This is a genomic window from Paenibacillus sp. FSL W7-1287 (genome assembly GCF_038004245.1).
GTDB classification, from domain to species: Bacteria; Bacillota; Bacilli; order Paenibacillales; family Paenibacillaceae; genus Pristimantibacillus; species Pristimantibacillus camelliae.
Genome location: NZ_JBBORD010000001.1, coordinates 2,119,142 through 2,139,618 on the forward strand (window position 1 = coordinate 2,119,142; position 20,477 = coordinate 2,139,618).

Here is a 20,477-nt window from a genome sequence, read left to right on the forward strand (position 1 = left end):
TGTCGTCATGACGATGTATGATTAGGGAAATGTACCAAAGTATAGGAGGCATTCGTCACATGACACAAAAGTTGAAATTTGCCATCATCCAAATGAATGTAAAAGCTGGCGATGTTGCACATAATATAGAAGTGCTGAAAGGAAAGCTCAATGAAGCAGTCAATGGTTCAGAAAAACCTGATGTCATACTGTTTCCTGAAATGTGGAATACGGGCTATGCGTTAACGGAAATTGACACATTAGCTGATCCGGAGGGGAAACAAACGGTCGCGATGCTTTCAGAATTCGCAAAGCGCCATCATGTTAACATTATTGGCGGTTCAATCGCTCAGAAAAAAGATGATGGAGTATATAACACAATCTTTGCCTTTAATCGTGAAGGTAAGCTCATCAATGATTACTCCAAGCTACATCTGTTCCGTCTGATGGAAGAAGAGAAATATTTGCAAGCCGGTGATAAACTCGGACAGCTGGAAATAGACGGAGTTCAAGCTGCGATGATGATCTGCTATGATATTCGCTTCCCAGAGCTAGCACGTTCGTTAGCGCTGCAGGGTGCTAAGGTGCTCTTCGTTCCTGCGCAATGGCCGAATCCAAGGCTGCATCATTGGCGCACATTGCTTATGGCAAGAGCGATTGAGAATCAGATGTATGTCGTAGCTTGCAACCGAATGGGCACGAGTGGGGATTCAGAATTTTTTGGTCATTCTATCGTTATAGATCCGTGGGGCGAGATCGTTGCTGAAGCACAGGATGAGGATACGATATTAACTGGAGAAATTGACCTATCGATAGTTGAGAAAGTACGAGCAACCATTCCAATATTTGAGGATCGTAGGCCACAATTCTACAATCGAGTGATTGAATAGAAGTAGTGCTCGATAGAAGTAGCACTCAATAGAAGATAGATAGGGAATAATAAAAAGCGAAGCTGCCAGCAAGGGCAACTTCGCTTTTTTAATGAGTATGTTCTTGAATCGTTTCTTTTAATGTTTCGATAAAAGCCTGCGCTGCTTTCGAGAGATATCGACCTTTCCCTCTAGCGATAACGAGCGTGCGGGTTGGATGACTTTTCAAACGAAGATAGAAGGGACTATAATCACTGCTTGTTGTTTTAATAAGCATATTAGGCACAAAGGCTATTCCCATTTCTGCTGCGACTAGCGCTTGCACAGTTTCAATATTTGTACTTTCAAATACGATATTAGGGATAAATCCAGCTTCCGCACATAAATCTACTGTTATTTGACGAAAGCCTTGTCCTCGCTTTAATGCAATAAAAGGTTCATCCTTCAGCTCACTAAGCTCAATCGGCTCTGTTACATTAGCTAAACGATGATTTTTTGGCACAGCTACACAAATTTCTTCCTCCATATAAGGCTCACAGCTCAAATTCGCATCAATTAGCGGCAATGTAAGCAAGCTGACATCGGTACCGCCACTAGCAGTTAGCTGCTCTAGCTTCGATGTTGTATCCTCGACAAGCACAACTTCGATCTGAGGATACTGCTCGCCGAAACGAGGGAGCACGAGCGGCAATATATGAGCACCTGTAATGGGTAATGTACCTACGACAAGCTTACCTTTACGCATTTGTGCCATATCATCCATTTCCTGACGCAGCTGCTCAACAGCATCCAATATATGCTGAGCCTTCTCAACAAACACCTCTCCAGCTTCGGTCGGCTCTACACTATTAGTCGTTCTTCGGAACAGCATAACATTGAGCTCCTGCTCCAGCTTCGAGAGCTGTTGGCTGAGAGAGGGCTGTGCGATATGAAGCTTTTCAGCAGCACGGGAAAAGTTTTTTTCTTTTGCAATTTGTATAACATAGCTTAGTTGGCGTAATTCCATAAACTAGTATTCCTTTCAGAGAAAATATTAAATGTATGCATGTTTACAATAGCTAATTGAGAAGGATTATCAAAATCAATAAACAATAGAATCTTAATAGGTTTTACCTATAGTCTCTATAGTTATTATATCTTAGAATTGTGAAAAAAGACATGTTATGATTACGTTAATTAAAGAACGCGTTGCGGTGCAATGCTAGAAACGATAGAGGTGAGTATGATGGCGAAAAAAACTATGTTCGAAAAAATTTGGGATAATCACGTCATTCAGTCAGAAGAAGGTAAACCTAGCATTTTGTATATTGATCTTCACCTAGTACATGAGGTTACTTCTCCACAAGCTTTTGAAGGACTTCGCTTGTCAGGTCGTAAAGTTCGTCGTCCGGATTTGACTTTCGCTACGATGGACCACAACGTTCCAACGTTTGACCGTTTTAACATTACAGATCCTATCTCTAAGCAACAGATCGATACACTAACTCAAAACTGTAAAGATTTTGGCGTTACATTGTACGATCTTAACACACTTGATCAAGGTGTCGTGCACGTTATGGGACCAGAGCTTGGTCTAACAGCACCTGGTAAAACAATCGTATGTGGTGACTCTCATACTTCTACACATGGTGCATTCGGTGCTTTGGCATTCGGTATCGGTACTTCTGAGGTTGAGCACGTGCTTGCAACTCAGTGCTTGCAGCAAGCAAAGCCTAAAACAATGGAAGTTCGTTTCGTAGGTAAACGCAAACCAGGCGTTACGGCGAAGGACTTGATCCTTGGTGTTATTGCTCAATATGGTACGGACTTTGCAACAGGCTATGTTGTTGAGTATACAGGCGAAGCAATCCGTGAACTTTCCATGGAAGAGCGTATGACTGTCTGCAACATGTCTATTGAAGCTGGTGCTCGTGCTGGTATGATCGCTCCAGACGAAACAACTTTTGAATACCTACGTGGTCGTCAATATGCGCCTACGAATTACGATGAAGCAGTAAAAGTATGGTCTGAGCTTAAAACAGATGAGGGCGCAACGTATGATACGGTTGTAGAGTTCGATGTAGACTCTCTAATCCCTCAAGTAACTTGGGGAACAAGCCCGGGTATGGGTACAAACATTGAAGCGGTTGTTCCTAACCCAGCTGAGATGGCAACTGAAAACGAACGTAAAGCAGCTGAAAAAGCGCTTGAATATATGGACCTTACACCAGGCACTCCAATGACTGATATTGCAATCGATTATGTATTTATCGGTTCTTGTACGAATGGTCGTATTGAAGACCTTCGTGCAGCAGCAGAAATCGCTCGTGGCTATAAAGTGTCTGAAAAAGTTACAGCTATTGTCGTTCCAGGATCTGGACGCGTTAAGCTGCAAGCAGAAAAAGAAGGCTTGGACGTTATCTTTAAGGAAGCTGGATTTGAATGGCGCGATGCAGGCTGCTCTATGTGTCTTGCGATGAACCCAGACGTGCTTAAGCCAGGTCAACGTTGTGCATCGACATCTAACCGTAACTTTGAAGGTCGTCAAGGTCGTGGTGGACGTACGCACCTTGTATCTCCAGCAATGGCAGCAGCGGCAGCGATTAAAGGTCATTTCTATGATGTTCGCAAATGGGATATTAAAGAGCCAGTAGCTAACTAATAGCTCATATAAGAGAGGGGTAACGAGAATGGAAGCATTTATTAAACATACAGGCATTGTCGCTCCAGTAGACCGTGTAAACGTGGATACGGACGCAATCATTCCAAAACAATTTCTTAAGCGCATCGAGCGTAGCGGTTTCGGTCAATTTTTGTTCTACGAATGGCGTTTTGACGAGGAAGGGAATGTAAACCCTGACTTCGAACCGAATAAACCGCGTTACCAAGGGGCATCAGTTCTAATTTCACGCGCAAACTTTGGCTGTGGCTCATCTCGTGAGCATGCGCCTTGGGCAATTCTTGATTACGGATTTAAAGTTGTCATTGCACCGTCTTATGCGGATATCTTCTACAACAACTGCTTCAAAAACGGTATTCTGCCAATTAAGCTTACTGAAGAGCAGGTTGAAGAGCTATTCCAGCGTACGGCTAAGCATGAAGGATATAAGCTTAATGTTGATCTAGAAAGCAAAACGATCACTGATGAACACGGCTTAAATATTTCCTTCGATCTAGATGAGCATCGCCGTCAATTCTTACTTCAAGGACTTGATGATATCGGTCTAACGCTTAAGCATGAAGACTTGATTTCAGCATATGAGGAAAAACGTGCGCAGCTAGTCGTTAACAGCTAGTAAACTTAGCTAGCAAGTGAGTATTAGGCTCGCTTGCTAGCTATTTTTGTTTACTACCATTTATTACATAATTCATATACTAACAATAGAATGGGGTGCATCATTGTGAAAAAGTCAGCTATTATTGCTTCAACGGTTGCATTAACGTTGCTACTGGGTGCCCAGTCGGTACAAGCTAAGTCATTTAAGGATATTTCCAGCAAGCATTGGGCAAAGGAACAAATAAATTTTTTAGTTGATCGCGAGATCATTAAGGGCTGTTCAACAGATATGTTCTGTGACGATAAGTCAATCTCACGTGCAGAAGCTGCAACGATGATTATGCGTTACTTTGGTTGGAATGCTACTGGACAAGAAAATCCAGGATATCCAGACTTGTCAGAGTCGCACTGGGCTTATAACGATATGGTTACGTTAGTCGAATTAGACATTTTCAAGCCAGAAGGAAAGTACGAACCGAATAAACCATTAACACGTGGTGAAATGGCTCAGATCCTTGTTAAAACCTTTGAGCTAAACTCGATCAAGGCAAGCACATTCAAGGATGTGACGCGAGAAGACAAAGCGTTTAAGGAAATACAAATACTAGCTAGCAACGGAATTTCAAGCGGATATTCTGACGGTACATTCCGCCCAGATGCTAACGTAACACGTGCAGAATTTGCCGTGTTTATGAGTCGTGCGATGAATGAGGCATTTAAACTCGAGGATAAAGGCATCGATGCAGAAGGGACAATCTATGATCTAAGACTAAATGGTCAGTACATTCGTCTGGATCAACCATTAGTTCTACGCAGCGGCTGGTATGCTCCAATTGAGCTGTTCGAACGTCTTGGTTATGCTGTACAAGAGCTGACAAGCCGTTCCTTTACATTGACAAGTGTTGCAGGTGCTACCATTCAGCTGGAGGACGGATCTGATACGATCTGGATAGGGGATACGTCAGCTAAGGTTAATGAGCCTGTTATTTTTGTGAACGGACAACCCTATATTAAAGCACACGAGGTATTGCAGGCACTGGAGCAGAAGCTAACTTTCTATCCTAATGATTTTCTTATCGCAGTAGAGGCACCAACGATTACAAATGCGACGATAGTTAAGGATGCGCCTCAAGTTGCTGTTGCTTCTGTTCATGGTAAGCTTCCATACTGGAATTGGACGAAGCAGGATGAGGATTATATGAGCCTGGTGCAGCAAGGTAAGAAAAAGGTAAGTGAGCAGAAGATTCGTGAAGAATTGAACGAGCTGATGAAGGAGTACAAGTCCGTATTAAGCGAAGGAAAAGAGATTCGCGACATTACGTACTACAGCACATTCACAACTGGAAAGCTGGATGTAATTAGCCGTGCTCTTGAAGCGAGATATATGCATCTTTACGAGCCTAAGGCATATGAATATCCAGCAATGAATAAAAGTAGTGACACCAGCTTGAATAGTCCATATCACCGCTCGATCTACACCGTTCAGGACTATAATTATAGCGACCTAATTGAGCAGGATACAAAGCTTCAGCAGACGATCGCAACGATGTCTGACCTGCCAGTTGAAGCGTTGAAAGGGTTAAAGGTATTCTCATTGCCGTTCACAATTACAGAGGACGATGGTGTAACGGTCAATCATTATGCGGGCTTAGCAAGCGGTACACATCGTGCATACGTTGTAAATGGTGGTATTGGCACGTTCCTACATGAATTCGGTCATAACTGGGATCACAAATTCGGCGATCACTCGCAATATCTTGCTATTCGTGACCGTTCTAATTATGTGCCTGCTACCAATGACTGGTCTAATCGTGTTGGAGAAAACTTTGCTGAGGACTTTGCATCCTTGTATTATCCAGACTCCTATTTCCACAAGGGACTATTCGGCAGTATGAATAAAGAACAAGCTGCTGAGCTGCAAAGCTTTGTAGACGACAATACAGTGTTCTCAGATTCAAGCCTGTCCTTTGTTGCATTGAATGGAATGGATGTTGTGCCTGATGTCATTGTAACGACAGACGGTTCTCTAAATGTAACTGGTCGAGATATGCATAATCCTGCTATATCTGTTGAAGGTATAAGCAACGCTTATTCCGATATGGAATCCTTTAACGGCGATGGCTCGTTCACACATCGTTACCAGTTAAATGAAAAAGGAGTCTATCTCGTAAACGTACTAGGCATCCAAACGATTGTTATCTATCAATAATGAACGTAATAGAGTGCTAGGCATTTGCCGAGCACTCTATTTTTTATGATCATACGAATGATCGCAATTTTAGATATTAATTTACAATAAACATTGCGAAGATTGTACAAAAATAAAGGATAATTTGATAATATAGTGATAATGTTTCACTTGTAAAAATAGTTGTTGAATGAACGCAACTTTTGCTAGAAAATCACGTCTAATGAAATGATAGATTGTTAGAAAGTATTGATCAACGGGGTGGGAAATGAAGAAAATATTTAGTAGTTTGTTTATTGTCGCAGTTTTATTCGTAATGGTAGGTTTTGCAAGTAATGTTAATGCTTCAACCACCACACCCAAGCTTTTTATGGATGGTAAACAGATTGTATCTGATGTAGATCCTATTATTAAGCAAGGAACTACTTTAGTACCGTTAGCCGTACTGTCATCAGGGCTCGGGTATGAAGTGAAATGGGATAACAAGGCAAAACAAGTTACCGTGCTGGATCAAGAGCTTACGATAAAGCTTGCAATCGGTGAAAAAGTCGGCTACGTGAATGATGATAGCTATGAGTTAAGTCAGCCTCCAAGTCTTGTTAAAAACAGAACGATGGTGCCTATACGCTTTGTCTCAGAAGTGTTAGGGCTTAAAGTAGAATGGAAGCAGCAAACCTCTGAAGTGCTACTAACTAGTCCGGTCAAAGAGCCTGAGCCGTCTCCTACACCTTCACCAGTACAGGATGCCACAGTATCGCAGGTTCACTTAGGTGAAGATGGCAACCTTCATATTGCCTATACAGGAGTGTTAACTGAACCGAAGACGATGCTATTGCCTGCAAGTGATACAGCTCCAACAAGGCTTGTCGTCGATCTCAATAACACCGGCTATACATATGAGCTTGCGAACAGCTTCATTAAAGGACAAACAGAAGTAACGCTTAATGGCTATAAGGATTTGTCCGGCTATCGCTTTTCTCAGTTTTCTAGTAATCCGTTAACAGCAAGAGTGGTTGTTTTGTTGAATGAACAAGCCAATTACGCACTTGTTCATTCTGAAGGCGAATTAATTATTAGCTTTAATGGGATGATTACTGAGACGCCAGAGCCATCGGATACTCCGCCGGCAACAGAGGAGCCTTTACCAGGGGACAACCCATCCACACCACCAAGCACAACTCCTGATCAGACTGAAGACACTAAACCAATCTATCATATCGTACTAGATGCTGGTCACGGAGATTCGGATCCAGGTGCCGTTAACAAAACACTCGGATTGCGTGAGAAGGATTTCAACTTAAGTGCAGTGTTGAAGGTCAAGGCTGAGCTGGAAAAGCATCCTCAAATTGCTGTGCATTTGACGAGATCGGACGATACGTTCTTAGAGTTGTCTGAGCGCGTAGCTTTCGCTGAGAAACTACCTGGCATAGGAAAAAAAGCAGATTTGTTCATCTCATTCCATGCAAACAGCTATAAAACATCGAATATTAACGGTACGGAAACGTACTATACTCGGGAAAATAGTAAAAAGCTTGCCAATACGTTACATCCATACATCTTGGGAGCAGTCGGATTGAATGATCGCGGCGTTAGAACAGCTTCATTCAAAGTGATACGTGAAACGACGATGCCAGCCGTGCTGCTTGAGGTTGGATATTTAAGCAATGCTTCTGATGCAAAGGTGCTGTTCAACAACGATGTTCAGACGAAATTTGCACAAGAGCTAACAAAAGGGATCAAAAAATATTTAGAGCTTGAATAATAATTCTGGGTAATTTGCTTAAGAAGAATGGTATAATATTGATAGTTTACTAGAATCGCGGGTCGCACTTAAGTGGAAGTGTAGACCCGCGATAATCTTATATGATTGGTGGGAACAAAATTGCCTATACATAAGTCTTGGAAAAAAATAGTTACAGGAGCAGTAGCTATTACGTTAGTTAGCAGCGCAGCCTTACCGGTGCTTCCTAATCAGGTGGCCATCGTGCATGCTGCAGAAAAAGGAATAACTCCGTTTACAGATGTGCCAGCGGGCTTATATGCAGAGAAGCATATTTACCGTCTGTCCTTGCAGCAAATTGTAAAAGGATATGAGAATAAAGCGACTGGTGAGTTTACATTCAAATACAATAACACAATTAGTCAGCAGGAAGCGGTTATTATGGCGATTCGCTTTGCCGGACTTGAGCACAAAGTAGATAAAAATGGCGTGTTTATATTCCCAGAAGGCTTTGATGTAAAAGAAGATTATAAGGCTTACATATCACTAGCATTTGATGAAGGATTGCTAGATCGAGAACAAGAATTTGCAATTGCTGCCGCTGAGCCGGATGAAGAGTGGGGAGCAAAGCCAGCAGCTCGTGAATGGGTTACAAAGCTAATTATTCATACGATTGGTGCACAAGCTAAAGCAAAAGAGCTACAGGAAACACCGTCTACATTTGCCGATCGAGATAAAATTGACAGCAAATATACAGGGTATGTAAATGCTGCTGTTGAGCTTGGTCTTGTGAAGGGCTATACGGAAACGACCTTCGCTCCGAAAACAGCGATTAATCGTGCTAGCTTTGCTACGATTCTTAGTCGCGCACAAAAGGATTTTCCAATAAAAGTAGCTAATCAGCAGCATGGCGTCATTACGAATATGACTGACAATTCGATCACGATCTACGAGCATGATGTGGAAACGACATATGCTTTTGATCAATCTACTGGCTTCTATAGCAGCGATTCGGATCTAGCTGTAAAGAGAGATCAATTTAAGCTTTATTCAGCCGTATCACTTATTCATATTGATGGCGTAGCTAAATTCGTTGAGACGCTAGGTGAGGAAATCTACACAGAAGAGCTAATTGCTCCTGTTGGAATATTAAACACCAATGAAAAAATTATTTATGTAGTCGTTGATAATAATCCAGTAGCGATAGCCTATGATGAAACAACGAATATAATTGATTCTTCAGGAGAAAAACTTGCAATTAATGATTTAAAAGTAAACAGTAAAATTAAAATTACGACAGACACTTTCCGTAGTACGCCAAAAGTAATTTCAATCGAGCTCATTACTGCAGGTGACGGAGCAGTGTCCTCTGTAACTGGAACGTACTTTAGCTATTTGCCTTCGAGTAATATGATTACGGTTAAAACGGAAGATGGGCAACTCGTTAGTAAGCTATTAACGAAGACGCCTACGATAACAATTCCTTATGTTAAGCATGCAACGCTGGACAGCTTGATCGTCAATGCGGACAAGGTAACGTTAACAATGAATGCTAAAGATGAAGTCGTTTCTATTACGGTGCCATCAGGAGAATATAAGACACTTTACTTGCCAACGATCGTAAGCTCCGATGATGTTAAAGGGTTGATTACCGTGTTAGATGCGGCAGGTACGAGTGCAGAAGCGCTATTTATTTCTGATTCCACTAGATACCTGTTGGATGGAGTTATAGTTGACCCAAAATACATTAGTACGGATCCTACGGAATGGAAAGGGCTAATGCTTCGTTATGTTGAGGCTAATGGAAAAAAACAGGTCGTTTATTATGATATGATATCGGAAATTAGTGGTTACGTTGAAGATATCAATTATTTTGAGGAGACGATAAAACTTAAGTTGCCTGATGGAGTCATCGCTGAGTTTAGCTATGACAACGCAGGTATTGAAAGCTTAACGAAATCAAAGCCAACGTATCTGGATATTAAAGAGGACAACTTGATAACCGTTGATTTATCTTCTGAAGATGGTACGATTACTCAGTTCCGTCTACATGAAATCCATTCCATGTCGATCTCTTCCATATCCAATGTAACGAAGGAAGTGTCCTTCAAGCGAGAAGGCAATACGTATTCTGTATTGTTTGACGAGGCTGAATTCGTTGACAATAATGGTAAAGTGATTAACTTTAGCGATTTGAAATCTAATAAAAATGTCATCGTTAGTTTCGCAGGAGACCGCATACTACGAGTCATTGTACAATAATTTGCTGCTTTTAAGTAACATTTTGTGAAAAGCTGCCCGTTTTGGGCAGTTTTTTTTCCATTTTGGGGAAATGTTACTTGCCTACAGACTCGTTTTTCGCTAAACTTTGAACGATGGTTATGAAGAGGAGGCTTATAGATGAAAGCAAAGGATAAAATGAGGCATGTTCTTGATGTGTTGGCAGAGATGTTTCCCGATGCCCATTGTGAGCTAAATCATAGTAATCCATTTGAGTTGACGATTGCTGTACTTTTATCTGCACAATGTACCGATGAAACGGTAAATAAAGTAACGGTTGATTTGTTTCAAAAGTACAAAACGCCTGCGGACTACCTGGCAGTACCTTTAGAGGAGCTTGAATTGGACATAAGACGTATAGGCTTGTTTCGCAGCAAGGCGGCCAATATACAGAAATTATGTCGTATTGTAATTGATAAGTATGACGGCGAGGTTCCGAATACCCACGAGGGACTCGTTGAGCTTCCTGGAGTTGGTCGGAAAACGGCTAACGTCGTCATGTCTAATGCTTTTGGTGTACCTGCAATTGCTGTCGATACACATGTAGAGCGTGTTTCGAAGCGTTTGTCATTTGCAAAACCAGATGACTCCGTGTTAGTCGTTGAACAGAAGCTTATGAAGCTTGTCCCGAGAGAGGAGTGGACAATCACGCATCACAGATTGATCTTCTTCGGGCGTTATCATTGCAAGGCACAAAGACCTCAATGCGACATCTGTCGACTGCTAGATATATGCAAAGAAGGCCAGCGGCGTATGAAAGCTGCTGATTCAACCAAAACTAAACGTAAAACTACAAAAAGTTAAGAGGATGATTATTGATGAAATGCATTTCCGTGTACACTAATAATTTTGAACAGTTTTCTGATATTTACGAGCAAGTGCTGGAAGCAGCACCTCAGGAGAATGAGGATATTGTCATTGAAGGAATTACGGTAAGTGGCTCTGGTCATGTGCCCGTGCAATACATTGAGCGTATGCGTGTGAAGCCAGAGGTTGTCGTAATGAAAGAAAAAGCTCGTGATATTATGATCCTGCAACATGGAAATGTGTTTGAAATTTGCTTGCCATCGGCTGATGATGATGAGGTTAGTGAATAAGGAGAAATAGACAATGCTGACTGACAATTTACGAGAGAAGCTATACAAATTCTCAAGTGAAATGTCCGCACATAACGATCATCTCCATGCTCAAAAGGTAGAGGAGCTCAATAGTAAGCTGACTGCTGGTCGGCTTACTATTGCTTTATGTGGACATTTTTCTGCGGGGAAATCAACTCTATTAAATACGTTATGCGGTGCAAAATTATTGCCATCCAGTCCGATACCAACGAGTGCTAACGTTGTAACAATTGCTTACGGTGAGGAAAGCAAGGCAAAGGTAAAGGTATCGTCAAATGGCATTATTCGTTACGACGAAGTACCGATTGATCAATTGGATGCATATTGTAAAGACGGAGAATCATATATTTCTGTACATATCGAATATCCAAGTGAATTATTGAGTAAAGGTATTACGCTGCTAGATACTCCGGGCATTGATTCTACCGATGCGGCACATAAAATGGCGACTGAATCCGCTCTGCATATGGCTGACGTCGTGTTTTATGTGATGGATTACAACCATGTTCAGTCTGAAATTAACTTTACCTTTGCAAAGGAATTACGTGAGTGGGGCAAGCCATTATATTTTATCGTTAATCAAATCGATAAGCATCGCGATGCAGAGCTGAGCTTCGAGAGCTACCAGCAAAGCGTAGCTGACAGCTTCCAAGCTTGGCATTTAGAGCCTGCGGGTATTATGTATCTATCACTTCGTGAGCCTCAGCATCCCTATCATCAGTGGGAAAGCGTATTACGTCTCATCGACGACCTGCAGCATGCTCAAAGTGAATTGACAGCTTATAGTGTCTGGAGCTCTCTAGCGCATGTGACGAAAGCATATCTAACTGAGCTGGAGCAAGCATCAGAGCCATTGAAGCAGCAGCTGTTGGTGCAGATTGGCGGTCAAGAAAAGCTAGAAGATCTTGAGCAAGTGGCGAAGCAGACACAAGGGCAAATCGATATGCGAAATGAAGCGGTAGAGCAATATCCTGTTAAGCTGCGTAAGGAGATTGAAAGCCTGCTTGATAATGCGAACATTACGCCAGCGGCATTACGAGATCTTGCCCAGCAATTTTTAGACAGCCGCAAGCCAGGCTTTCGTGCCGGATTTTTAGCCTCTAAGCAAAAAACAGCTGCCGTTCAAGAAGAACGATTGCAAGCGTTTTATTCTGAGCTATTGAAGCTCACCGAAGCTAATATTCACTGGCATATGCAAACGCTGCTTCGAAAAGCTGGGGAAGGCATATCGTATAACCGAGAGCAGCTGGAGGAAGAACTGAAGCTGCTGGAGCAGGCTCGACCTACCGAGCAGCAGCTTATAGCTAGTATTCATAGCGGTGCAGTACTTGGTAATGAATATACACTAACCTATTGTAAGGATATAGCAGCTTCGATTAAATCAAATTATCGGAGACACGCACTAACGATTGTAGATAAGCTGGCACTATCGTTCGCAGAGCAAGAGCACAGCAAGCTGGCGAAGCTGAAGGGTGAGATGACAGAGCTTGCTGAGCAATTGCAGCAGGCTGTGGAGTATCGTGCAGTCATACAGCAAGAACAAAGCTATCGGAAGGAGCTTGAGCAGCTTTTATTACCGAAAGTCGACGCACCTACACTGCCTAAGGTAGCTAATCTACGTACTGGGAATGATGTTAGCTTCGTAGAGGAGCAAGAAGCGATCAACCTAAGCGCTATATCAAGTATTGGTGAAGAAGGAGCTGTAGCAGTTCAAACAGCACATAATGCCCAGCAGCTTACAGAAGCCCTGCTGCAAAGTGCTGAGCTGCTGTCAGATATTGATGGAATGGAGCAAGTCGTCGAAGAGCTTTCCGTGAAGGCTGATCGGCTGAAGAGTCGCAACTACACCATTTCATTATTTGGCGCGTTCAGTGCTGGAAAGTCATCGCTTGCAAATGCACTAATTGGAGAGCGCGTGCTTCCTGTAAGTCCGAATCCTACTACCGCAGCGATTAATAGCTTATTACCGCCAGATTCGGAGCATCCGCATAACAGCGCGACAATCTTTATGAAGACGCGGGAGCTGATGCTGGATGATATCGCTTATTCGTTAAAGCTGCTAGGCTTAGAGCTGACTGAGCAGCAGAAGCAGGATCAGCAGCATTTGTTTAAGCTTATCGATGCTTTAGTCCCTGAACATATCCATAACGGTGGCAGAGCTCATTACAGCTTCGTTAAGGCGGCTCGTGAAGGCTGGGCAGAGCAGGAGCAATGGCTCGGCAGACATCGCGAGGTGGATTATGCTTTATATGAGGCGTATGTTGCGCAGGAGCATCGCTCATGCTTTGTATCAGAGATTAAATTCTACTTTGACTGTACCTTAACGCAAGCCGGAATTATTTTAGTTGATACTCCAGGTGCAGATTCAGTTAATGCTCGTCATACAGGGGTAGCCTTCAATTATATTAAAAGTACAGATGCTATTCTTTTTGTTACGTATTATAATCATGCGTTTTCACATGCAGATAGTCAGTTTCTAGATCAGCTTGGACGTGTAAAGGATCAGTTTGAGCTGGATAAAATGTTTTTTATTGTTAATGCAGCGGATCTTGCTTCCACCGAGCAGGAGCTGCGCTCCGTTATGGAGCATGTGGAGGCAAATCTAAATCGACATGGCATCATGTCACCTAGAATGTTTCCGATATCAAGTCTGCTTGCGCTTGAAGCGAAACAATCTAGTGATGACCAAGCTATTGAAGCTTCAGGCATTGCAAGCTTCGAGCAAGTATTCCATTCGTTTATACATGATGAGCTTGGTGCATTAGCGCTGAACTCAGCATCGCTTGAGCTGCAACGAGCGGTTAACATGGTCAGTGCGCTACTGGATAACGCGAAGTCTGCTAAGGCTCATGCGGAGCAGCAGGTAGTTAGCATCAAGCAAAGCATGAATGCCTTAGCACAAGCGTTGGAGGAGGAAGCAGCTGTTCAGCTGCCTCTAGCAATGAAGCAGGAAATCGAAGAGCTTATGTATTATATTGTACAGCGTCTATCATTCCGCTTCGGAGATTTTTATAACTATGCGTTCAATCCTGCACTGCTGAAGGATGATGGTCGCTCCATGTCGCAAGCGGTATGGAGTGCATGGCTAGAGCTACAGCGTTCCCTAGCGCTAGAGCTTCAGCAAGAGCTGCTTGCTACGACCATGCGCGTAGAGCGAGCGATTGAAGCGGCTGTTCACAAGCAGTTAGATCAGCTTGCTGAGCTCGCTGCCAAACGACTTTCTGGCTATCAGAGACCTGGCGTATTAGAATCGCAATATGGGCAGCCTGAGCAGCCAACTGATTGGCAGGAGCGCAGCATTACGATGAAGTGGCTTAGCCAACGGATGAAGTCTCCAAAGCAGTTTTTTGAAGGGGACGGTAAAGCAAAGCTTAGAAAAGAGCTGGAGGAGCTAATCTTCCCAAGTCTACAGCAATGGATGAGCGAGGTTCAGCGTGAATGGCAGAAGCATTATGAGCAGCAGTGGCAGCTTATTCTCGCTTCTCAGCTGGATAGGCTTGGTCACAGCATCACTCAGTATGGCAAGCAACAACTTCTGCTGCTTGAGGATGAATCCTATGTAAGCAAGCTTGAGGTTGTAAATAAGAAAATTCAGCAATGGAGCTTGATTGATTAACTTTCGAAATAATTGATCTGAGTTCGTGATGAAGCTGCTAGCTTTCGATATCGAAAATAGCAGCTTTTTTTTTGCCTTTTTGTGTGAAAACGTGCAAAAATGGAGTAATTTGAACATAAAGCCGAATGAATGCCATCATTTGAGAGTAAAGGGGAGGTTAGTTCATTGATTTGCCACAATAACCGTAAAAAAATAAAGATTTACATTATATTGATGTTTGCTCAACAACAAGCGAGTTGATAAGATTCTTCATATCTAAAATAAGTGAGGAGTGACCGTTTTGGAAATATTTAGGCAGCTGAAGCGATTCTATGCACCAGAGAAAAAGTTTATTGTCGGAGCAATACTTTTTCTTGTACTTGCAACTGGAATTGGACTGGTTCAGCCTTACCTGGTAAGTTATTTGATCGACAATGTAATTATGCCTAGCAATTTCGAGTTGGTAGCACCTATCTCACTTTTGGTTGTTGGGGTCGTCTGCTTGAAGGCAATTAATCAATTTTTACACGGATTTTGCGGCGGCAGATTAGGTAACCGAGTTGCAACGAAAATGAGAAACACGCTGTATGAGAAATTGAATACGTTATCTTTCCAATATTATGATAAAGCGAAAACGGGAGATTTGATGTCTCGTTTAACTGCAGATTTGGAAGCGATTCGAAATTTCATTGGCTTTGGTTTTGCACAGCTCTTGAATGTACTATTCATGGTTGTACTTGGCGGCACGGCAATGATTATGATGAATTGGAAGCTTACACTCATCACGCTGCTGCCGATACCGCTGCTATTACTATTAGCGTTTCGCTTTGAGGGACAGATTCATCCGATCTTCCGTGAGATGCGTAAAGCAATGAGTAATTTAACGACTGCTGTGCAAGAAAATATTACAGGCGTTCGCACAGTAAAATCATATGCGCAAGAGGACTATGAGGTTCATAAATTTACTGAACGAAGCGAGCAATTCAGAACGAATCAGATTGAGGCTTCCTCTAAGTGGGCAAAATTTTTCCCAGCGATGGAAACGGCTGCGAACCTTTGTGTTATTGTGTTGTTTATTGTCGGTGGCATTTTAGTTATCAATAAAGAGCTGTCACTAGGCAACTTTGTAGCGTTTTTTAGCTTGATATGGTACATTATCGGTCCTTTATGGGGACTAGGGTTCCATATTAACAACTACACACAGTTTAAAGCATCAAGTGAACGCGTGTTAACACTACTTAACGAGCCGATTAACATTAAAAGTGAGTCCAATGCTGTCGTTTTAGATCCAAGAACAGCAAGAGGCGATGTATCGTTTAACCAAGTAACCTTCAATTACCCTGATAAAAAACCAGCAATTAAGGATATTAACATTCACGCGCCTGCCGGCACGGTTATAGGATTACTTGGGGCAACAGGAGCAGGGAAATCGACAATTATACAATTGCTGATGCGCGCTTACGATGTGAAGCAGGGATCAATTACTATCGATGGTATTGATGTTAAACACCTTGATGTGCATAGCTTGCGCTCCATTATCGCACCAGTGTTCCAGGAGACCTTCCTGTTCTCTGCAACGATTCGCGATAATATTGCTTACGGAATCTCGGGTGTGACGCATGAGCAGATTGAGGAAGCAGCAAGGCTAGCCAAAGCACATGATTTCATTATGGAGATGCCACTTGGCTATGACACAGTAGTCGGCGAGCGAGGCATGGGATTGTCCGGCGGCCAGAAGCAACGTATTGCTATTGCACGCGCGTTTATTAAAAATCCTAAAATTCTTATTCTCGACGATGCAACAAGTGCTGTTGATATGGAGACAGAGCATGAGATTCAAGCAGGCTTCAAGCAATTAATGGCAGGTAGAACGACGTTTATTATTGCACATCGTATCTCCTCGCTGCGATTCGCTGATGAGATTATCGTGCTTGAAGAAGGTAATATTGTTCAGCGTGGAACTCATGACCAGCTCGTGCACCTGCCTGGTCCATACCGTGAAACGTATCAAATTCAATATGCAGATTTTCCTGGCGAGCTTGAGCTTGCAGCGGGCAATCAGGAATAGGGGGTGAGAGATCTTGGCAACGAATAAAGCAGCAGCGAATGAAACAACAAAACGTGATCGCTTCGTCTACACCGATGATGATGCGATAGAAAAAAGCTTTAACTGGCAGCAAATGCGTAGGCTTTACACTTACTTGAAGCCTCATAATCGCGAGCTAATTCCAGTTCTTATTATGATGTTGATTGGAACGCTAACAAGGCTCGGTGTACCACTGTTAATCTATTATGCAATCGATAATATTATCCATCCGGTTGATGGAACTGGAGAGAAGTCTACACTGTGGCTGCTGGGAGCGACAATGCTAGGTATGTATATTATTCAAATGTTCGCGAACCAATATCGCATTAAGCATTCGAATATTATTGGTCAAAAGGTGCTATTAAGCATCCGCAGTCATATTTTTACACATATTCAAAAGCTAAGCTTCCGCTTTTTTGATAAGCGCCCAGCAGGCTCAGTGCTCGTACGTGTCACGAACGACGTAAATGCATTGCAGGATCTGTTCACTAACGGTGTTGTTAACTTATTAATGGATATTATTCAGCTCGCGGGAATCATCGTTATCCTGCTAGTGATGAACTTTAAGCTAGGTTTAGCGGTTATGGTTACTGTACCGATTATGTTTTTCGTTTCTACCTCCTTGCGCAAAAAGATTCGTTTTGCATGGCAGGAAGTACGTATGAAAAACTCTCGGATCAACTCTCATTTGAATGAAAGCATTCAAGGGATGAAGGTAACACAAGCCTTTGTACAGGAAAAAAACAATATCAAGTTTTTTGAGCAGATGAATGATTCTAACCTTAAGTCTTGGAATAGAGCATCGGCGATGAACCAAAGCTTTGGTCCGATCATTGAGGTAACCGCAGCACTTGGTGCATGTATCTTGTACTGGTACGGCTCGTATTTAATTAGCGTAGAACTGTTTTCTGTCGGCTTGCTCGTCGCATACTCTACCTATATGGCGCATTTTTGGGAGCCAATTAACCGTTTAGGCCAGCTTTATTCGCAGCTGTTGATCGCGATGGCTTCCTCTGAACGTATCTTTGAATTTATCGATGAGAAGCCGACGGTATTTGAGAAGGAGGACGCTAAGCCACTTCCTGAGATTCGCGGAGATGTATCCTTTGAGAACATTGTGTTCGAATATGAGCCGAATCGTCCAGCATTGAAAAATATTTCGATTAATGTAAAAGCAGGTCAATCCATTGCATTAGTCGGTCATACGGGCTCGGGTAAAAGTACGATTATCAATTTGCTATGTCGCTTCTATGACCCTGTTCAAGGCCGCGTATTAATAGATGGCATGGATATTCGAGATGTATCATTAGAAAGCTTGCGTAAGCAGGTTGGACTCGTGATGCAGGATACATTCATATTCTCAGGTACGATTCGCGACAACATTCGCTATGGTAAGCTTGATGCAACGCATGATGAAATTGTAAGTGTGGCGAAGGCGGTTAATGCACATGACTTCATTATGAACTTACCGGACGGATACGATACGCAGGTCGAAGAGCGTGGTAACGTACTGTCAATGGGTGAGCGGCAGCTTCTATCCTTCGCTCGTGCGCTGCTGTCGAATCCAAAGATACTCATTCTAGATGAAGCAACAGCAAGCATTGACACCGATACGGAGTTAAAGATTCAAGAAGCGCTTAAGGTGCTGCTAAAAGGACGTACATCGTTTATGATTGCACATCGTCTATCAACGATTAGACACGCTGACGATATTATTGTGCTCGATCACGGACGAATCGTTGAGCAGGGCAACCATGAGCAATTGATGGCGGAGCAAGGCGTCTATCACGGCTTAATTAAAGCGCAGTATCGATTTGTATAGTTGATTTTTAAGAGAAGAACCTCAATAATGGAAGAATAATGACCGATGAGGTCGATGATTCCAAGGAGGTTCTTTTCTTATGTATGGTGCACCGTACTCACAGCATGCCAAAAAAATGCTGCTACTAGGCTCAGGAGAGCTTGGCAAGGAAGTAATACTCGAAGCACAGCGTCTCGGCATTGAGACGATAGCTGTAGATCGTTATGAGCATGCTCCTGCGATGCAGGTGGCGCATCGTCATTATGTTACGAATATGCAGGATGGGGCTGCTATTCGAGCGATAATTGAACAGGAACGGCCCGACTATATCGTTCCAGAGATCGAAGCCATTGCAACAGAGACTTTGCTTGAGCTTGAAGCAGAGGGCTTCCATGTTGTGCCTACTGCTAGAGCAGCTAGACTTACAATGGATCGTGAAGGAATACGCAGGTTAGCAGCAGAAAAACTAGACTTGCCAACTGCACCATATGCCTTTGCTGATTCACTCGATGAGCTGCGAACCGCTGCACATAAGCTTGGCTTTCCATGCGTCATTAAGCCATTAATGAGCTCATCTGGTAAAGGTCAAAGCATCTGCCACAACGAGGATGAGATCGCTGCTTGCTGGACGTATGCGATGGAAGGCGGTCGTACGCAAAAGGGTCGTGTCATCGTGGAAGGCTTTGTTGAGTTTGAATCGGAGATTACACTACTTACCGTTCGTTCTGTGTCAGGCACAAGCTTCTGCCATCCGATCGGCCATATTCAACGTGACGGAGATTATATCGAATCTTGGCAGCCTCATGCGATGAGTGAAGTGCAGATTGAGCAAGCAGAGCATATCGCACGTAGCATAACGGATGAGCTGGGTGGCTATGGAATTTATGGTGTGGAGCTATTTCTAACGAAGGATGGTGTACTGTTCAGTGAAGTATCGCCTCGTCCGCATGATACAGGGATGGTCACGATGGCTTCACAGGATTGGTCACAGTTTGCGCTTCATGTTCGTGCGATTTTGGGACTACCAATCCCTACGATTCGTTTGCTAACGCCTGCAGCGACGCATACATTAAAATCTGATGCAGAGCTGAAGCAATTCGCAATCGGTGGATTAGAGGAAGCGATGTCTATTCCAAATACAACTGTTCGTGTATTTGGTAAACCTGAGACGAAGATTGGCCGTAGGATGGCTGTAGCTTTATCGTCAGCAGGTACAGTGGAAGAGGCACGGAGTCTGGCAAGTCGTGCAGCGTCAAGTCTATCGATAGAGGAATTATAAGAAGGTGAGAAAATGGGTAAGAAGCAAAAGAAGATGTCACAGCAGCGAACAAAGGCTGCACGGCCTGCAAGTCAGGATACGGTAGCTTCTGGAGCTAGTCTGAAAGAGCTGTTAAATGCTGATACACTCGCGAAGCTTAAGGCACAAAGTGAGGCTATGGAGCAGAATGAGAAGCAGCGCAGGGAAGAGGAAGCGGCTCGCAAGGCTGAAGCAGAGAGAGCGGAACGAAAACGATTGGAGAATGACTTTAACTATTTGCTCGAGAACTCCGATCCAAACTGGAGCAAGTACAAATAAGCAATAAAC

At 43.1% G+C, this 20,477-nt stretch carries 14 protein-coding genes; 13 read left to right on the forward strand and 1 reads right to left on the reverse strand.

Translation table 11 applies throughout. The annotated features are described in order from the left end of the window. Positions 1-59 precede the first annotated feature (59 nt). Entirely contained in the window at positions 60-869 is an 810-nt protein-coding gene (locus NSQ99_RS09645; protein WP_340836336.1) for a carbon-nitrogen family hydrolase, read from the forward strand. A gap of 88 nt (positions 870-957) precedes the next feature. Here the strand turns inward: NSQ99_RS09645 and NSQ99_RS09650 are convergent, their stop codons facing one another. After that, positions 958-1,854, reverse strand: a complete 897-nt coding sequence (locus tag NSQ99_RS09650; protein WP_340836337.1) for a LysR family transcriptional regulator — start codon at positions 1,852-1,854, stop codon at positions 958-960. A 219-nt stretch (positions 1,855-2,073) separates the two neighbouring features. On the opposite strand from NSQ99_RS09650, the gene leuC reads away from it, so the two are divergent. The 12 genes from leuC (at position 2,074) to NSQ99_RS09710 (ending at position 20,468) form a co-directional block, all read left to right on the forward strand. After that, positions 2,074-3,489, forward strand: coding sequence for a 3-isopropylmalate dehydratase large subunit (gene leuC, locus NSQ99_RS09655; RefSeq protein WP_251666530.1), 1,416 nt, complete (start codon positions 2,074-2,076; stop codon positions 3,487-3,489). Positions 3,490-3,517: 28 nt separating this feature from the next. Next, the gene (leuD, locus tag NSQ99_RS09660) at positions 3,518-4,123 is read left to right on the forward strand and encodes a 3-isopropylmalate dehydratase small subunit (RefSeq protein WP_251666529.1); all 606 of its coding nucleotides are present in this window, start codon (positions 3,518-3,520) and stop codon (positions 4,121-4,123) included. A 105-nt stretch (positions 4,124-4,228) separates the two neighbouring features. Continuing rightward, the gene (locus NSQ99_RS09665; protein ID WP_340836338.1) at positions 4,229-6,313 is read left to right on the forward strand and encodes an S-layer homology domain-containing protein; all 2,085 of its coding nucleotides are present in this window, start codon (positions 4,229-4,231) and stop codon (positions 6,311-6,313) included. A gap of 247 nt (positions 6,314-6,560) precedes the next feature. Then, complete coding sequence (locus tag NSQ99_RS09670) at positions 6,561-8,054, forward strand: N-acetylmuramoyl-L-alanine amidase (RefSeq protein ID WP_340836339.1); 1,494 nt, start codon at positions 6,561-6,563, stop codon at positions 8,052-8,054. A gap of 120 nt (positions 8,055-8,174) precedes the next feature. Next, the gene (locus NSQ99_RS09675) at positions 8,175-10,274 is read left to right on the forward strand and encodes an S-layer homology domain-containing protein (protein WP_340836340.1); all 2,100 of its coding nucleotides are present in this window, start codon (positions 8,175-8,177) and stop codon (positions 10,272-10,274) included. A gap of 138 nt (positions 10,275-10,412) precedes the next feature. Next, the gene (nth, locus tag NSQ99_RS09680; protein WP_340836342.1) at positions 10,413-11,096 is read left to right on the forward strand and encodes an endonuclease III; all 684 of its coding nucleotides are present in this window, start codon (positions 10,413-10,415) and stop codon (positions 11,094-11,096) included. 14 nt (positions 11,097-11,110) lie between these two features. Continuing rightward, a complete protein-coding gene (locus tag NSQ99_RS09685; RefSeq protein WP_251666524.1) occupies positions 11,111-11,389 on the forward strand; it encodes an NAD/NADP transhydrogenase alpha subunit in 279 nt (92 codons plus the stop codon). A gap of 13 nt (positions 11,390-11,402) precedes the next feature. After that, entirely contained in the window at positions 11,403-15,026 is a 3,624-nt protein-coding gene (locus NSQ99_RS09690; protein WP_340836345.1) for a dynamin family protein, read from the forward strand. A 280-nt stretch (positions 15,027-15,306) separates the two neighbouring features. Next, positions 15,307-17,073 carry an ABC transporter ATP-binding protein gene (locus NSQ99_RS09695; protein WP_340836347.1) on the forward strand — a complete coding sequence of 589 codons (1,767 nt, stop codon included), beginning with the start codon at positions 15,307-15,309 and terminating at the stop codon, positions 17,071-17,073. A gap of 10 nt (positions 17,074-17,083) precedes the next feature. Next, positions 17,084-18,913: an ABC transporter ATP-binding protein gene (locus NSQ99_RS09700; protein ID WP_445670545.1), complete on the forward strand. Its 1,830-nt coding sequence runs from the start codon at positions 17,084-17,086 to the stop codon at positions 18,911-18,913. Between the two features lie 79 nt (positions 18,914-18,992). Further along, positions 18,993-20,171 (forward strand): formate-dependent phosphoribosylglycinamide formyltransferase, encoded by a 1,179-nt coding sequence (purT, locus tag NSQ99_RS09705; RefSeq protein WP_340836349.1) that lies wholly within the window; start codon positions 18,993-18,995, stop codon positions 20,169-20,171. 12 nt (positions 20,172-20,183) lie between these two features. Then, the gene (locus NSQ99_RS09710) at positions 20,184-20,468 is read left to right on the forward strand and encodes a YqkE family protein (RefSeq protein WP_251666519.1); all 285 of its coding nucleotides are present in this window, start codon (positions 20,184-20,186) and stop codon (positions 20,466-20,468) included. The last annotated feature ends 9 nt before the right edge of the window (positions 20,469-20,477 follow it).

What these genes read in the sequence shown, in the direction of transcription:
- leuD (WP_251666529.1), top strand. Translation starts at nt 3,518, where the DNA reads ATGGAAGCATTTATTAAACATACAGGCATTGTCGCTCCAGTAGACCGT.
- nth (WP_340836342.1), top strand. Translation starts at nt 10,413, where the DNA reads ATGAAAGCAAAGGATAAAATGAGGCATGTTCTTGATGTGTTGGCAGAG.
- NSQ99_RS09670 (WP_340836339.1), top strand. Translation starts at nt 6,561, where the DNA reads ATGAAGAAAATATTTAGTAGTTTGTTTATTGTCGCAGTTTTATTCGTA.
- purT (WP_340836349.1), top strand. Translation starts at nt 18,993, where the DNA reads ATGTATGGTGCACCGTACTCACAGCATGCCAAAAAAATGCTGCTACTA.
- leuC (WP_251666530.1), top strand. Translation starts at nt 2,074, where the DNA reads ATGGCGAAAAAAACTATGTTCGAAAAAATTTGGGATAATCACGTCATT.
- NSQ99_RS09685 (WP_251666524.1), top strand. Translation starts at nt 11,111, where the DNA reads ATGAAATGCATTTCCGTGTACACTAATAATTTTGAACAGTTTTCTGAT.
- NSQ99_RS09650 (WP_340836337.1), bottom strand. Translation starts at nt 1,854, where the DNA reads ATGGAATTACGCCAACTAAGCTATGTTATACAAATTGCAAAAGAAAAA.
- NSQ99_RS09645 (WP_340836336.1), top strand. Translation starts at nt 60, where the DNA reads ATGACACAAAAGTTGAAATTTGCCATCATCCAAATGAATGTAAAAGCT.
- NSQ99_RS09690 (WP_340836345.1), top strand. Translation starts at nt 11,403, where the DNA reads ATGCTGACTGACAATTTACGAGAGAAGCTATACAAATTCTCAAGTGAA.
- NSQ99_RS09710 (WP_251666519.1), top strand. Translation starts at nt 20,184, where the DNA reads ATGGGTAAGAAGCAAAAGAAGATGTCACAGCAGCGAACAAAGGCTGCA.